This is a genomic window from Halomonas sp. NYA30 (assembly GCF_976980765.1).
Window position 1 is genome coordinate 2,409,228 of sequence record NZ_OZ334477.1, and the last position, 12,671, is coordinate 2,421,898.

At 55.2% G+C, this 12,671-nt stretch carries 15 protein-coding genes; 9 read left to right on the forward strand and 6 right to left on the reverse strand.

Translation table 11 applies throughout. The features are described 5' to 3' along the window. Nucleotides 1-299: 299 nt before the first annotated feature. Both ACWI0H_RS11140 and ACWI0H_RS11145 read right to left on the reverse strand, forming a co-directional pair. Nucleotides 300-4,190, reverse strand: a complete 3,891-nt coding sequence (locus ACWI0H_RS11140; protein ID WP_485873488.1) for a hypothetical protein — start codon at nt 4,188-4,190, stop codon at nt 300-302. A gap of 175 nt (nt 4,191-4,365) precedes the next feature. Further along, nucleotides 4,366-4,545 carry a hypothetical protein gene (locus ACWI0H_RS11145; RefSeq protein ID WP_485873489.1) on the reverse strand — a complete coding sequence of 60 codons (180 nt, stop codon included), beginning with the start codon at nt 4,543-4,545 and terminating at the stop codon, nt 4,366-4,368. Between the two features lie 104 nt (nt 4,546-4,649). On the opposite strand from ACWI0H_RS11145, the gene ACWI0H_RS11150 reads away from it, so the two are divergent. From ACWI0H_RS11150 to ACWI0H_RS11185, 8 genes are all read left to right on the forward strand, one after another. Then, nucleotides 4,650-5,051, forward strand: a complete 402-nt coding sequence (locus ACWI0H_RS11150; protein ID WP_485873490.1) for a hypothetical protein — start codon at nt 4,650-4,652, stop codon at nt 5,049-5,051. Nucleotides 5,052-5,116: 65 nt separating this feature from the next. Next, a complete protein-coding gene (locus ACWI0H_RS11155) occupies nt 5,117-5,401 on the forward strand; it encodes a superinfection immunity protein (protein WP_485873491.1) in 285 nt (94 codons plus the stop codon). 168 nt (nt 5,402-5,569) lie between these two features. Continuing rightward, the gene (gene istA, locus ACWI0H_RS11160) at nt 5,570-7,114 is read left to right on the forward strand and encodes an IS21 family transposase (RefSeq protein WP_289109332.1); all 1,545 of its coding nucleotides are present in this window, start codon (nt 5,570-5,572) and stop codon (nt 7,112-7,114) included. A 14-nt stretch (nt 7,115-7,128) separates the two neighbouring features. Next, nucleotides 7,129-7,884, forward strand: coding sequence for an IS21-like element helper ATPase IstB (gene istB / locus ACWI0H_RS11165; protein WP_022522218.1), 756 nt, complete (start codon nt 7,129-7,131; stop codon nt 7,882-7,884). 462 nt (nt 7,885-8,346) lie between these two features. Continuing rightward, the gene (locus tag ACWI0H_RS11170; RefSeq protein WP_176302839.1) at nt 8,347-8,556 is read left to right on the forward strand and encodes a helix-turn-helix transcriptional regulator; all 210 of its coding nucleotides are present in this window, start codon (nt 8,347-8,349) and stop codon (nt 8,554-8,556) included. Nucleotides 8,557-9,584: 1,028 nt separating this feature from the next. Next, a complete protein-coding gene (locus ACWI0H_RS11175; RefSeq protein ID WP_485873492.1) occupies nt 9,585-9,824 on the forward strand; it encodes a phage antirepressor KilAC domain-containing protein in 240 nt (79 codons plus the stop codon). A 153-nt stretch (nt 9,825-9,977) separates the two neighbouring features. Then, a complete protein-coding gene (locus tag ACWI0H_RS11180) occupies nt 9,978-10,268 on the forward strand; it encodes a type II toxin-antitoxin system RelE/ParE family toxin (protein ID WP_485873493.1) in 291 nt (96 codons plus the stop codon). Between the two features lie 4 nt (nt 10,269-10,272). After that, nucleotides 10,273-10,602 (forward strand): HigA family addiction module antitoxin, encoded by a 330-nt coding sequence (locus ACWI0H_RS11185; protein ID WP_485873494.1) that lies wholly within the window; start codon nt 10,273-10,275, stop codon nt 10,600-10,602. 34 nt (nt 10,603-10,636) lie between these two features. Here ACWI0H_RS11185 and ACWI0H_RS11190 read toward each other — a convergent pair whose 3' ends face one another. Then, complete coding sequence (locus ACWI0H_RS11190; protein ID WP_485873495.1) at nt 10,637-10,780, reverse strand: hypothetical protein; 144 nt, start codon at nt 10,778-10,780, stop codon at nt 10,637-10,639. 135 nt (nt 10,781-10,915) lie between these two features. Between ACWI0H_RS11190 and ACWI0H_RS11195 the strand changes: the two genes are divergently transcribed. Next, on the forward strand, nt 10,916-11,164 hold the full coding sequence (locus ACWI0H_RS11195; RefSeq protein ID WP_485873496.1) for a hypothetical protein: 249 nt from the start codon (nt 10,916-10,918) through the stop codon (nt 11,162-11,164). Nucleotides 11,165-11,592: 428 nt separating this feature from the next. Here the strand turns inward: ACWI0H_RS11195 and ACWI0H_RS11200 are convergent, their stop codons facing one another. The 3 genes from ACWI0H_RS11200 to ACWI0H_RS11210 form a co-directional block, all read right to left on the reverse strand. Further along, a complete protein-coding gene (locus tag ACWI0H_RS11200) occupies nt 11,593-11,919 on the reverse strand; it encodes an HGGxSTG domain-containing protein (protein WP_485873497.1) in 327 nt (108 codons plus the stop codon). Between the two features lie 78 nt (nt 11,920-11,997). Then, nucleotides 11,998-12,174, reverse strand: a complete 177-nt coding sequence (locus ACWI0H_RS11205; protein WP_485873498.1) for a ribbon-helix-helix domain-containing protein — start codon at nt 12,172-12,174, stop codon at nt 11,998-12,000. Between the two features lie 20 nt (nt 12,175-12,194). Beyond that, the gene (locus ACWI0H_RS11210) at nt 12,195-12,665 is read right to left on the reverse strand and encodes a hypothetical protein (RefSeq protein WP_485873499.1); all 471 of its coding nucleotides are present in this window, start codon (nt 12,663-12,665) and stop codon (nt 12,195-12,197) included. Nucleotides 12,666-12,671: the final 6 nt, after the last annotated feature.

Genomic DNA, 12,671 nt, shown 5'->3' on the forward strand with positions numbered 1-12,671 from the left:
GGAAACGTGCCCCGGCCCCATCACGCTTAAAGGGGCCAATATTACTTTCCTGGCTTTCAAGGAGAGTACTACGAAACTTTCGTAATACCCGGAATCAGGGGGAAATTCACTGCTAACATTTAATGGAAGAAGCCCCAGCGTAAGCCGGGACTGTATGGCTTTTCGGTCAGTGTGACCGTGCAGGGGTACCCAGACCGGGTACGCCTTAAAGCGACTTAATCTCACAGTTCAAAGGTTCAGATCCACCACTTTTGGCCCTCCGCGTTTGAAACATAAATCTGCTCATTACCTTTTGCGGTTTACCATAACCCCTCTCCTTCTTGACGTAGCTCTTCGCGCTCCAGTATTCGGGCTGACTGGCGTGTGTACTCGGCAATCGACCGCTGCGAGTCGCGTAGCTCGCTTCGTAGCTGCGACACCTCGCGCACCAACGCCTGGATACCGGGTACGTTAAGCGGCACATTGCCGCCCTTGAGCGGAATGATCGCCTCTGGACCGTGCAGCTCTACCGGGTACCCAGACATAGGCCCGGAGGCAATGCCGCCATTTTTAAACCCAGGCATGCCAGTCTCGGCGTAGCGCTTAGCCTCTGGCGAATCTGCTAGACGTTTGCGGATTTCCTCGGCGCTAAAGCCCGAGCTGCTGTAGTAATCCAGTCCACTGTCATCAGGATCGCGCCCCAAGATGTCGCGGTATGCGTCTGCTACTGAACCGCTAGCATCGCTGACCAACGGGTCGCCTTCGCGATCTCGCCCCTGGGCGACATTGATAGCCCCCTGTGATCCACCGGCTGCCGCAACTTGAATACCCGCAATGGCTTGCGCCATGCTTAGCACCGAGTCGTTTACCGTCGATAGCCAATCCTGCGTCCCAAATTCAGCCTCTAGAATGTCGGTCTGACGCTCTAGCTGACTATCAAGCGCGGACATTGCGCGGTCAAACTGCCTGTCGGCTTGGTCAATCTGCCGCTCCAGCGCACGAAGGCTGCGATCCTCAGTTGTTAGCTGCTCGTCGGCGCGGTCATTTAGCTGATCAATGATGTTGGCGGTTGATAGAAAGTCGCGCTGGTAATCTTGCAGCGTTGTGTACATGCCCTCGGATGGCTGCGAAACCACCGACAGTGCGCGCTCTAGCTGATCAGGATCATCCAGCCCGCCGCTTGCTAGTGTCTGACGCAGATATCCACTAGCCGCATCAAAGCGCCCGCGCTGGTCGATAACTCTATTGCCCATCATCTGATCGAGCGTTGATTGCAGGCTGCCAGCGACGCGTTCAGTCGTGCGCATGGCATCCTGCACCCGGCCCATGTTGTCGCGGATGCTGGCCGTAGTCTGATCGTGCGCACTGCGCAGAATGTCTTGCTCTGAGCTGATAGCCTCCTGCAAGCTTTCGTAAGCAGAACGCACCGGGGAGAGGTCTACCTCTTGGACTGCCTCGTCAAGCGAGCCTACCTCTTGCCGCAGTTGATCGAAGCCGCCTGAAAGCTCAAGCAGCGCTAGGTAGTTATCGCGCCCTGCTGCCGTGGCAATGTCTTGCGCTTCCACAAGGTCGCGGAAACCGGACCTCGTCTTAGGCATTGCCATGTTCAGAGCTGCAAACTGGTCGGTAAGCTGCTGCTGAAGATGTAGCTGGCGCTCTTCCTCGCTGAAGAAGTTCTGGTAGTAACTTGAATGCAGCGCCTGGAGGTTTTCCATGCCGCCAGCAGCGTCGTGGAGCGCATTGGTTACGCCTACAGCACCGTTAGCCAGGCGGTCAAAGGTCGGTGCAAGTTGTTCAAGCGCGCCGCCCAGCTGCTCCCACTGCTGGATTTGGATCATTAGCGAGCTGGCAGCATCGCCTACAGCCGCATCAGTCGATGCCATCCATCCATCAACGTGCGCAATGACGTTTTCAGGCACGCTGGTTAGCGCCGACTCAAGTGCCGCGATGTTAAGCGCCGCTTCATAGCGCTGCGAGGCATCCGCTCCCTGTAGCTCGTCGCGCATGCGGTCGTAGAGCTCGCCTTGCATGCCGGCAGCATTCAGCAGCACATCAAGCCGATCGGCTAGAAGGTCAGCGTTAGAAAGCCCGGAATACGTGAAGGCATCCAGTGCGGCGCTAGCGTCGCGTATTTGCCCATCGGTCATGTACTGAGCAAGGGCGTTATCCGCTGCTTGTAGCGAGCTGGAAAACGCATCCAGGGAGGCGCGGCCCTCTTCGCCTAAGCGCTGCTGTTCGAAACCAAAGGTGCCGAATGCCGATTCACGACCGCCGAAGTCGTAAGTGGCCGGGTCACGGCCGTCTTGCTGGTAGGTGAATTCTGGCCGCGTTCCGCTGCTGCCGAAAAACGAATCAAGCGCACCGCCGATAGCGCCCCCAATAGCCGCACCAACCGGCCCGCCAAAGTAGGTGCCCGCTAGGGCGCCGCCGGTTGCACCGATAGAGCTATTGGCCTCCTTTCCAAACAGAGAGCTACCCAGCTCGGTGCCGACATAGCCGCCAGCCATTCCCGCGCCTGCACCGGCCAAGCCTTGCATGCCTGAGAAGTTGGCAGTTGATCCACCAAGGAAACCTGTAGCGCCTGTGCCTTGGGTAGCAGCATTCGCCCAGTCGGTGCCGCTGTATGAGCTGCCTGCACCGGTCCATGCGATGTTGCCTACGCCGTTTTGCACCGCGCCCCAGGCGTTTTTGGCACTACCCATGGAGCCGAGGTTGAAGCCGCCGCCTGCCTGTTGCTCTCCGCCACCCATGCCCATCATGCCCTGCATTTGCACAACAATCGGGCGGGTGATGGCCATGTGGGCCATTTCAGCGAGCGTCTGATCCAGCGCCCGCTTCATGATGTCGGTAGCGTTTAGGCTGCCGTCGATAGCGCCTTGCCATAGGTCGGCAAAGCCATCATCCAGGCGGCGTAGGCCATTAAGGCGCAGCTCGTCAAAAGACTCCTCCATTGAGAAAGCGGCGTCTTGGGTTTTGTCGGCAAGATCTTCAGTATCCCGCTGCGCCGCCTGAAACGACTCTTGCAGCAGCCCCATGGCCTGCATGTACTGCGTGGTGGTCATGCGGCCAGAGGCTAGGGCGAGGTTCAGTACGCCCAAGTCTTGCGCATACTGGCGGGCTTCTCTCCTGTTCGGCGTGATGCGGTCTAGGAGGGATTCGTGGGCGTCGGCTAGGTCGGTTACCTCTTTCGCCGAGCCCTTAGCGGCTTCAGCTTGCTTGTCTATTTCAGTGGAAGCCCTATCTAACTGCACTATTTCAGGCTCGGTTACTGGCAAGCCGGCTTGTTGAAGCTCTTTTTTGCGGTCGATCAGGGCCGTGTATTCACCCCTTAACTCGCCGAGGGCTGCAATGGTGTCTTGCGCCTGGGGTGAGTCTGCTCCAAACATATCAATGCGCTGTTCAAGCCGCGCCTTGGTATCAAAAAGGGCGTTTAGCTCAGCGTCGATACCTGCAATGGAGCGTTTAGCCTCTCCGTCGCGGAACGAATCCATAAAGACATTGAAGCCCCGAGCCACGTTGTTAATGCCGTAGCTAATACCTTCTAGAGACGATTTCATAAGGTCATCGAATTGCGAGACGGCGCGCATTGTTTCTGTACTTAGCTGCTGCCCTAGCTGGCCGAACTCGCCGCGAATATCCTTAAGGCGCTGGATCTCCATCTGGCTAAGTATTGCATTCAGGTCGTCTGCCTCTTGCCCAAGCCGGTCCATCTCGGCGCCGCCATCACGTAACAGCGGGATCAGGGCTGTTGCTTCATCGGCAACGCTTTCCATGTAGAACGTCATTTCTGCTTGGCTGAGGTTCGCCGCCTGCAAGCCGTCATAATATTTTTGCAGCGCCTGGGGCCCGGAAAGGTTGCGGAATTCCTCAGCGGTCACGCCTATCTGAGGCGCGATCTGTTCGAAAAAGTCCTTCATCTCACCGCCGCCGGTGCTCAGGAAGTCACCAACACGATCATTGGTATCCTTAAGGATGTCGGCTAGCTTGTCTTGCTCCACTCCGTAGGCACGCGAGGCGAAGGATAGGCGCTGAAAATCCTCGACGTTGGTGTTAGCCAGGCGTGATAAGTTGTCGATCTCTGCGGCTGATTGTGACGCCGATCTCGCGATAGCGGTGAACACACCGGCCCCGGCACTCAGACCAAGGAACGCACCACTTGCTGACCTGGCGAACCTCTCTACCCCCGCCAGTCGACGCTCAACCGTAGTCATTGATTTAGAGATGCTTTCACCGGCGCGGTCGGCGCTGTTCAGCCTCCCTTCTAGCCGTCTAAGGCTTCGCTCCGCCTCGCTAGTGCTAATTATAAGTTCAAGCCTTGAGCTGCTTGTCATAGGTAAGCCCTCAGTTAGCCCAGCGGGAGCGCCGTAGAGTCGATAGCCCGCTCAATCATGCGCGCATCTCCTGACGTCCATGGCTGGCGCTAAGCATGTAGTCCAGCTCAATCAGCTTGGCAGCGGCAATCACGTCACCGCTGTCAGCAGCCTTGCGTAGTATGAGCCAACATTGATCAATAGCGCCTTTGCCTGGGCGTCGATTCAGCCCCCTCTTACCCTTTATTCTTTCCATTTGAATAACCTCGCAATTAAATTCAACAAATTAACGCTTATAAGCAATATAATAGCGCATATACTGGTTTTATATCAGGGTGCATTTAAATACAGGTGATAAACATGGCGTTTAATGTTGATAGGTATGAGCATGAGAAATTCGCTACTGGGAAGTGGGTATCTATTGAGGGCGATAGCCACTTGAAGGTGGCGTACATGCGTAACTGTGAATATCTCGACCAGCAGCGCAGTGTGGAAAAGAGATACCGCTATAAATACGGAGATGAGATGACAGCGGACCAGCGGCTGAGCATGCATTGCGAGGCAATTGCTCTAGGGTTGCTCAAAGATTGGGATAACGTTGGAGTGAACGGTGAGACTCCAGCCTATACGCCGGAGATCGGGACAGAGGCGCTCAAGCAAAACCCAATGCTGTTGGATTTTGTGCAGATGCAAGCTAATAACTTAGAACGATTTGGACGCGAGATTATGGACAGCAAAAGCTCTGCTAATAAGCATGATTAGCTGATACGCTAACCCGCTGATCTGGAGAACCTAGGGGCTTATATCATGAAATCAAGGGTAATCTAATGGATATGAACATGGCTTATGACCTGCCCATCCATCCTATGCTTCTGCTGGCCATCATGATCGGGCTATATTTCTTGCCAATCATTATTGCGGCCATCCGAAATATGCGTCACGCCGCAGCTATCAGTGTTTTGACCGTAGTAGCCGGTTGGACATTCGTAGGCTGGGTAGTTGCTTTGGTTTGGGCGTGCTTGGACAAACCTGAACCCAAGAAGGAAGAGTTGCGTATTCCGCCCTATCGTGACCGCCCATTCCGTTTGAACGTGACCGTCTGTTCTGGATGATGGTGACCGCGCATTCCGTTTTATCGTGACCGATTTTGGGCAGTTTTCCGGAATCGCCGGTCACGTTGCCGGAATCATCGGTCACGTTCCCCCGGAATCACATCCAACACGCTGGAATTCTTCAACTTTATTCGGCATACCCTTCTTTTTCATCACGAGGAAGTGCGGATGCCGGCTGCGAGGATTTCCATGCGACAGATCATCGAGGTCTTGCGCCTCAAGCACGAAGTAGGCCTGAGCCACGACCGCATTGCCCGCGCCTGTGGTCTCTCCAAAGGCGTGGTCGGCAAGTACGTCAGCCAGGCCCAGGCGAAGGGCATCACTTGGCCGTTGCCCGAGGATGCTGATGAGGCCTGGCTGGAAGTACGGCTGTTCCCCGTCAAGGCACCGCCCTCACGCTTTGCCGAGCCGGATTACTTCCAGGTCCACCAGGAACTCAAGACCAAGGGCGTTACCTTGCAACTGCTCTGGGCCGAGTACACGGAACGCCACGGCGACAAGGCCTACCGCTACAGCCAATTCTGCCACCACTACCGGCTCTGGCGGGGGCGGCAACGGCGCAGCATGCGCCAGGTTCACCGGGCCGGCGAGAAGGTCTTTATCGATTACTGCGGACCGACCGTGCCGGTGGTGGACCGGAGCACCGGAGAGATGCGTCAGGCCCAGGTCTTTGTCGCCGTGCTTGGCGCCTCCAGCTACACCTTCGCCGAGGCCACCGGGAGCCAGAGCCTGCCGGACTGGATCGCCTCCCACCAACGGATGCTGACGTTCTTCGGCGGGGTGCCGGCACTGCTGGTTCCGGACAACCTCAAGGCAGCGGTCACCAAGGCGGACCGTTACACCCCGAAGATCAACGAGACTTACGCTGAACTGGCTGCTCACTATCAGACGGCGGTGCTGCCCGCGCGTCCCTACAAGCCCAAGGACAAGGCAAAGGCTGAAGCCGCCGTGCTGTTGGTCGAGCGCTGGATCCTGGCCCGGTTACGGCACCAGACGTTCTTCTCTCTGGCCGAGTTGAACGCCGCCATCGCCGCGTTGTTACCAGCGCTGAACCAACGCCCGTTCCAAGGACGGACAGAGAGTCGTCAAAGCCTGTTCGATGCCCTCGACCGACCGGCACTACGACCACTCCCCGCCACGCCCTACACCTACGCCGAGTGGCGTAAGGCACGGCCGGGTATCGACTATCACATCGAGATCGAGAAGCGGCTATACAGCGTGCCCCACGCCCTGGTGGGGGTGAAGCTGGACGTTCGGGTGACCGACACCTCCGTGGAGGTCATGCACAAAGGGCAGCGAGTGGCGCTACATCCTCGTCATGGTAAGGGCCGCTTCGCCACCCTGACTGAACACATGCCTAAATCGCACCAGGCCCATCAGAACTGGTCACCGGGACGGTTCCTGAACTGGGCCAATGACATCGGCCCCGGCACGCTGGGCGTGGTGCAGAAGCAGCTCAAGGATCGGCCTCATCCGGAACATGGTTACCGCGCCTGCCTGGGACTTCTGAACCTTAGTCGGCGCTACAGTCGTGATCGCCTGGAGCAGGCCTGTGCCCGGGCGCTGGCCATCCACTCCGCCAGTTACCAGAGCATCACCTCGATCCTGAAGCAGGGGCTGGATCAGTTACCGCTGCCGTTGGTCGAGGAGCCACCGGAACTGACCGAGCTGCCGGTTCACACCAACGTTCGCGGCCCCCACTACTACCACTGATCCCGGAGAAACGTATGCTAACGCACAACACCCTCGATACCTTGCGCCACCTCAAGCTGACGGGCATGGGCGATGCCCTGGAACAACAACGCGCCCAACCGGAAACCCACGACCTGGCGTTCGAGGAACGCCTTGCCCTGTTAGTGGATCGGGAGGTGCTGCACCGGGAAAACCGTCGGCTGGACCGGCTGCTCAAGGCCGCCCGCCTGCGCGTGCCGGCGTGCATCGAAGACATCGATTACCGTCATCCCCGGGGACTGGAACGCTCGCGTATGGCGGCCCTGGCGAGCAGCGACTGGATCCGCCAGTCCCTGAACCTGTGCATCACCGGGCCTACCGGTTGCGGCAAGACCTGGCTGGCCTGTGCCCTGGGCAATCAGGCCTGCCGGCAAGGCCTCTCGGTGCGCTACCTGCGAGTGCCGCGCCTGTTCGAGCAGGTGCGCATCGCGCACGGTGATGGTAGCTACGGTCGGCTGATGAACCAGTTGCTGAAGACCAACCTGCTGATCCTGGATGACTGGGGCATGCAGAAGATCACGGCGCAGCAGCGGCAGGACCTGATGGAAGTAATCGAAGACCGACACGGGCGGGGCTCCACCCTCATCGCCAGCCAGTTACCCACGGAGCACTGGCATGACTACATCGGCTCCGCCACGCTGGCAGACGCCATCATGGATCGGCTCCTGCACGGCGCTCACCGACTCAATCTGAAAGGGGAATCACTGAGAAAAACCAACGCACAAAAAACGGAATCGGTTGACCCATCGTGACCGCTCAGCGTACAAAACTCTCTCCAGCGTGAAGGCCGTGTGCAAATCGGTCACGATCACCGGAATGACCGGTCACGTTCGCCGGAATACGCAAGAGTGAAGCATTCATATCCATCCATGTCTCAAGCGCGAAAGATGGGGCCGGAATTCCGGCCTTTCTTTATGCATTACCTTAGCCGTCCTTAGCCCCTCATGGGGTTTAAGAGTTATGCCACAGCAGCCTTTAGTTTTAACCTGCATGACCGCACAAGACCTTGATAAAGCCGCGTGCTGGCGCCAGCCGCCCCAAGGCTAGCAAATACTCCCGCCATCCCCCTTTCATAATCGCCACCAGAGCATTCTTTAAGCCGTTTCTCGGTCTTATCAGGTCCTGGCCTAGCGCTGTCTATAACTGCCCTATACGCTCTAAACAATAATATCAGCCTGACTCATTCCTATCTCAACCAAGAAATGAGGCCTGCCATGCAAGACAATATTCTGAGCGTAGGTGAAGCCGCCAAGATGCTAGGCGTAGACCGCACAACGCTTTGGCGGATGCACGCTAAATACAAGATGATTGCGCCGCCCGCACGGTTCAGCATTGGCCGCACAGGCTACTTGCGGTCATACCTTGAAAACTGGATGCAGGAGCGCATGAATGAAGCCATTGAAGAGCTTAACCAATCAAAGTGATGCTAAGGAGATAGCATCGCCACGGGCGCAGCTTTTCGACGATTACTGTTTTAGACGCTTAGCGCAGAGTGTGAACCTCAGAGCAGCGCCTTACCAGCGCCTATTGATTTTGACCGGGAACATCGGGAACAGTGGGAACAATGTTGATTGATATGATGTTTTCTGTTCCCACTACATATTATTCACCGGGAACAGGCGGGAACAAACTGGAGGGCGCAGCTTCGCGTCTATCAGGTTCAGAGATTTTAAACCGCATAACCACTTTTGAGATAGAACTAGCTGGCGCTTTCATGCGCTCTTGAACCACAGCCTAAACCTGAGCATTCCTGAGCAAACGCGCTGCGTGAAGACAGTGCGTGAAAAGCTGCGTGATGCGCTTTCCATACGTAAGGCTCAAATTGGACATAATGCGCATTATCTTCAATTTAAATATGGCTTCAAATGCTCGCCTTGAGTTGGATCATACTGACGAATGCGAACTTTTGCTGCGAACCACGATGCGAACTTACCACCAGTGCGCGCTTCTGACTGCGCACCTATCGTGCGTACCAACTACGTACCGATTCGTACCAATCGCTCGTACCGTCATTCGTACTTTCATTTGGTCACCATCTTAAAGAGGTTACCTTTGCTGGTTACTAAACTGGTTACCACGGCTGGCTGTTCACCTTTTATGTGAACTAGCCATTTGGTGGATACCGTTCTGGATACCAGCAAGTGGATACTAGCGATCTGATGGAAACCTAGGTGGAAACCATTGCTTGGAAACCAGCACCTGTGCAGCCGAGAACGCCAGGTTGGTAGTTTAACAAACTCTAACAGCCGCTCATCAGGGGTATTGCTTAAAACCGCCATAATGCCGCGGTTATACCTTGCGCCAGCTATTGCGTTTTGTTGCCTTTGCTACTGCGCTGCCAGGGTACTGAGCCGAGAACCCGGCTGCTTGAAAAACATTGATAAAAAATCAAAGAAGCACCCATATAGATGCGGTGATTGGCACGTGAGAATAGCGTTTTAAATGTCGACATTTGTCAACAGGTGGCGCGCCAGCTAATGAGCGCGAACTGCACGCCTTCCTGGCTGACCACAAAGTCATGTACCGCCTGGGCGGTGAATGGATGCGCTATCAACCTCACATCGACGCTGGCCGTTCTGTTGTGAATGCTGGAGTAGCCAACGAACACGCTTTTAATACCGCTAAATTCACACCCAAGGGCTTTAACTGGCTCGCTAATCTATGGAACGGCAGTCAGGAGATTGCCGCATGAAATTCTCAATCTTATATGCATCACCTATCTGCTCAACTTCTACTTCAACCGCCGCTTCAGCGGTTTTTTTTGCGTTCTTCATAAATCAAAAATCATATAAAGGCTTGCGCTTATACCACTAGGCGGTATAATGGGTTGGTAAGGGGAGCGCATATGATCAAATCATTCAGAGACCAATGGCTAGAAACGTTTTACCAGACTGAACAAATAACCGGGCCGATTCCAGCAACAATAGCCAGCGCATTGAAGCGCAAACTGGACTTAATTGATGCGTCTGTATCGGAGGCTGACTTAAGAGTACCGCCCGGCAACCGTTTCAAGCATTTGGACGGGAAACTCTCCCATTTATGCGCGATTCGAGTAAACAAGCAATATCGCCTGATCTTCGAGTGGTCCAACGGTCAGGCTAGTGATATCTATCTAGACCCGCACACCTATAGGTGACGTCATGATGATGACAGAGCGTAAGCCCACCACGGTTGGTGAGATGCTAACACATGAATTCCTTGAGCCCCTGGAACTAAGCCAGTCTGCCCTTGCGCGCCAGATGGGCACGGTTCCTCGCTTGGTCAATGAAATCTGTAATAACAAGCGAGCATTGACGGCTGAGACAGCAATCATGCTAGCGACAGTCTTCGGCAATACACCTGACTTCTGGCTCAACTTGCAGCAAAAAAACGACCTTTGGAAGGCTTACCACAGCAAGAAGAGTCAAGAAAGAATCCGGAAAGCGCATCCGATCGAAATCGAGGAAGATGCTGATCTCGCCTTAGCCTGAAACGCTACAGCCCCACTAAAGTGGGGCTTTTCATTCAGTTGTCTTCTAAACAGTCCTCGCATATGGCTTGCCCACCTACGTATTGCACAGGCGGGTATTCTCCGCAGTAATCGCATTTGTTCTCTTCGGGCGCCTCAAGCTCATCGTTCGGCAAGCTGTTGTCTTCGTGTTTGCGCATAATACTTTCCCCTTAGTTTCCCTAATCGTAGCGCAGCGGTAGGCTAAGGGGTAGGGCTGTATGTATGCCCAGATGCACGTAGATCAAAAAAGGCTTAGCCTTTCGGTTTCACTCATAGTTACGGAGAAAAGCGACATGAGCAGAGACGTACCTGACAATGATATCGGCGTTCGCACCACGGCTTGCGAGTTTGCCATCATGGCGCTGGTTGACGCCCTGAACCGCAACGGGCAATCGGATATTGCAAATGCAGCGCTTAAGTCAGCCACGAGTTATTCAATACAGCTCGCTGATATGGAGGGTGGCGATTCTGAGCAGAGAGTCGCCGGCCATATGCAATATCTGTTTCGGAGCCTAGACCCAGATATTCCTCGTCACAATTAAGCTATGCTTGCAGCGGGGCGAGGGACGACCATTTTGCCTCGCTGCATATTGCCTGACCGGATTGCCCCTTCGGCTAGGCTTGCCAACTCCTGGCTCCGCTAGCTTTCAATCTGCACCTGCAGAAGCTCACGAATCTGCTTCATCTCTTGCTCTACTTCACTCATAAATCCTCCTGGCCGCTCTTAGGCGGCTTGGTTTTTCACGCGCGCGTACTGGTCCGAAAATCATCAGACTTGGTGCTGCTTTGCTCGTTCAACAGTCCTAGAGCAGAGCCTCATTAAGAGAGTCTGTTGGCTGATATTCCATACTCCACACGCATCATCAGCCTTAATGACCCTGCTCGCGTAGTGACGTCAGAAAAATCTTCATCGTCACTCCAGAAATCACGCTCAAAAACCAACTTTTATCACCCTCTCAAGGGGTTTAACTCAATTTATCCTAATTCCTACCCGTTTTAGGTGCCTATTCATGACCTCTCTCATCTCGGAATCTTTGGCAGGATCATAAGGCTCCTCTGGTACTACCGGCTCTGGTTTCTTTGCCCTTGGCCCTGACTTGGGGCCGGTAGACATGCCTCCATGTAGCTTGCAGCGCCCGCTATCCCACAAATCACGACGCTTGCAGGGCGTGCCAGTCCGCGTCTTAGCGCCACAGCGCAAGTCTTGGAATTCTGGGTCGATCGGTGGCCGCTTGCCCTCCCTTTGTGCCTTGCTCCAAGCTTTGTAGCGCTTTCTTAACTCTGTCTGCTCGTCCACCGCTTCACCTATAAAAAAAGAGGCCTCTTTTGAGACCCCGGAATTATCAACGCCCCTTTTTAGGGGCTGTAGAAATCATCATTGTTGGCACCTCGCCAGCTCTCGTTCGATAGCCTGGCGCACAAACTCGGCTCGGTTGCGGTGCTGGTGGTGCTGGCGCCCTTCCATCAAGTCGTCGATCCGCCTCACCGTCTCCTGCTCTACGCTAACGATTAACCGCACCGGCTGTGTGAATAGACGAGGATTCTTGCTCATGATCGTTCTCCACGAGTGGGTCAGTGCAGGGTATGAATCGGCTTGGTTTGAATCTGGCTCTCCATGCCCTTCTCTTTAGCCAGCGTTAGCAGCTCTTCCTCGCTAGCCCCTAGTGCCTTGGCAATATGATCCAGCCGGTATACCGAGCGACCCTCATCATCCACCGCCGTTGCTTTGAGGTCAGGAAAGAATTTTTCCATGCCTTCCTGTAGCGTTTCGAGGATGGGCCCGCGCAGGAACATAGGGTGCTGATCGTCATAAGCACGATAAATCATCTCATCTGTGTCACCGTGCTCTACGCCACCAAAGAATGCCTGCCGTGCTTTCTGCTCCACGCTCGCCAGTAGCAATATCATGGAGTGCCGCATCGGCTGTCGCAGGTGTTTGGGCTTAACGCTGGCCTCATAAGCTGCCCACACTTGCCCGGGCGTGAGGTGATCCAGGCCAGTGCCACGTTCAGCGGCTTGTTTAATCGTATCGTGGTTAATCATCGTGTT